This is a genomic window from Kitasatospora sp. NPDC057512, assembly GCF_042802135.1.
In the GTDB taxonomy this organism is placed as follows: Bacteria; Actinomycetota; Actinomycetes; order Streptomycetales; family Streptomycetaceae; genus Kitasatospora.
Genome location: NZ_JBHVET010001124.1, coordinates 1 through 1821, shown reverse-complemented (window position 1 = coordinate 1821; position 1821 = coordinate 1). Strand labels below are relative to the sequence as shown.

The following is a 1821-nucleotide window of genomic DNA, read 5'->3' as shown; positions in this document are numbered from 1 at the left end:
GTTCCTCCCCGGGCCCTCCGACCGTGCCGTGCCCCGTGATCAGCCGATCAGGTGCGAGACACCCGCGTCGCCCGTGGACTGGGTGTTCTGGCCGACGTTGCAGATCTGCTTCGGCTGGTTGTTCAGGACCGGGACCTCGATCGGAACCGCGATGCCGATGACGCCGACGGCGATGTTGTGGATCTCCGGCAGGCAGATGTTCGGGTTGTCCAGAACGTGGCTGTTCGGGCTGCCGTTGCCGGCGGTGCCGGTGTGGTTGGTGCCGCCGTTGCCCTGGACGGAGGTGGCGGCGCCGTCCGAGTCGACGATGGCGGAGGCCGAGCCGGCGGACATCGCGAGGGCGGCGGCGGCCAGGCCGGCGGCGGCGAGGGACTTCTTGATCATTTCGGGTTTTCCTCTCGGGGTGAATCGGGGGGCGATTCGAAGGTGGAACAGCGGGTGGTGCAGGGAGAACAGGGCGGCGACCGATCAGCCGATCAGGTGGGACACGCCGCCGTCGCCCTGGCTCTGGGTGCCCTGGCCGACGGTGCAGTACTGCCGACCACCGTTGTTGGCGATCGGGACCTCGACCGGGACGGCCACACCGAGCACGCCGACGGCGATGTTGTGGATCTCCGGCAGGCAGATGTTCGGGTTGTCCAGGAAGTGGAAGTTCGGGCTGTTGTTCCCGACCGTGCCCGTGAAGTTGGTGCCGCCGTTGCCCTCGATCGAGGCGGCGGCGCCGTCCGCGTCACCGATGGCCGAGGCCGGGCCGGCGGCACCGGCCAGCGCGGCGACGGCCAGGCCGGCGGCGGCGAAGGACTTCTGGATCATGGGAGATCCCTCTCTGAAATGCTCTTTGGATTCCTTGCGTACGGCGCTGAGAACGCTCAGACCCGGTCGGCAGTCACTGACGTTCAGATCAAAGAATGACGGCACGGAAGGTTACGGGGATTCTTGAAAAGAGTCCCGGAGGCGCGACGGTCAACGGAATCCGGTCGGATTATTAAGCCGAACCGGTTAACGGCCGCAATCCGCGCTCCCGGTCACTCGTTGAGCAGAACGCTTTCCGGCTGCGCCCCCGCAGCCCCTCCCAGTGATCCCCAGTACGGACAGCAGAACGGTGAAAAGCATGAAGTTCTCCAAGCGGGCCGGCGTGATGCTGCTGGCGGTCGGTGCCGGTGTGCTCGCCTCCCAGGGGGCGGCCTCCGCCGCCGCCCCGATCGGCCCCGACCAGGTGGGCGCCCTGGAGGACTCGCTGGCCACCCAGCAGGTCCCCGCGGACATCCCGCTCGCCCCACTGGGCAGCCGCCTCACGGCCGGCATCCCGACCTCGCTGCTCATGCCGCCGGTGCCGGGCCGGACCACCAGCTCCGACGGGGCGCTGCTCCCGGAGCAGATCCTCCCCCAGCTGACCACCGGCAGGGTGGGCCCGAGCGCCAAGGCCGAGCTGCCGCTCCCGCTGGTCGACCAGGGCGCCGACCTCGGCAAGGTGCTGCTGGACGCCCCGGCCGCGCCGCTGCACGCCAAGACCCCCGGGCTCACCCTCGGGCAGCCGCTCGCGCTCGCCCGGGACGGCGCCGGCCAGCTCGCCGACGGCCGGCTGAAGGTGGACGAGATCGACCCGCGGCTGGTCTCCGGCGCGGTGCAGGTGGTTCCCGGGGCCAAGGCCAGCCTTGGCGGCGAGGACAGCCGGATCTCCCTGACCGACACGGCGGGCGCCCTGGCCGGGACGACCGCCACGACCGCCACCACCGTGGTGGGGCAGACCGGCCTGACCGACCTCACGCGGCTCTGACCCGGGCGCCGCACCCGGTACGGGAGCCCGGCACCCCCGCCGTG

General features: G+C 70.8%; 3 protein-coding genes. 1 reads left to right on the top strand and 2 read right to left on the bottom strand.

Features of this window, described 5'->3' with window-relative positions; all coding sequences use genetic code 11:
* Positions 1-39 precede the first annotated feature (39 nt).
* A complete protein-coding gene (locus ACFU6K_RS38230; RefSeq protein ID WP_380671158.1) occupies positions 40-384 on the bottom strand; it encodes a rodlet layer protein in 345 nt (114 codons plus the stop codon).
* A gap of 84 nt (positions 385-468) precedes the next feature.
* The gene (locus ACFU6K_RS38225; RefSeq protein WP_049650481.1) at positions 469-813 is read right to left on the bottom strand and encodes a hypothetical protein; all 345 of its coding nucleotides are present in this window, start codon (positions 811-813) and stop codon (positions 469-471) included.
* Between the two features lie 298 nt (positions 814-1111).
* On the opposite strand from ACFU6K_RS38225, the gene ACFU6K_RS38220 reads away from it, so the two are divergent.
* Positions 1112-1777 carry a hypothetical protein gene (locus tag ACFU6K_RS38220; RefSeq protein WP_380671156.1) on the top strand — a complete coding sequence of 222 codons (666 nt, stop codon included), beginning with the start codon at positions 1112-1114 and terminating at the stop codon, positions 1775-1777.
* The last annotated feature ends 44 nt before the right edge of the window (positions 1778-1821 follow it).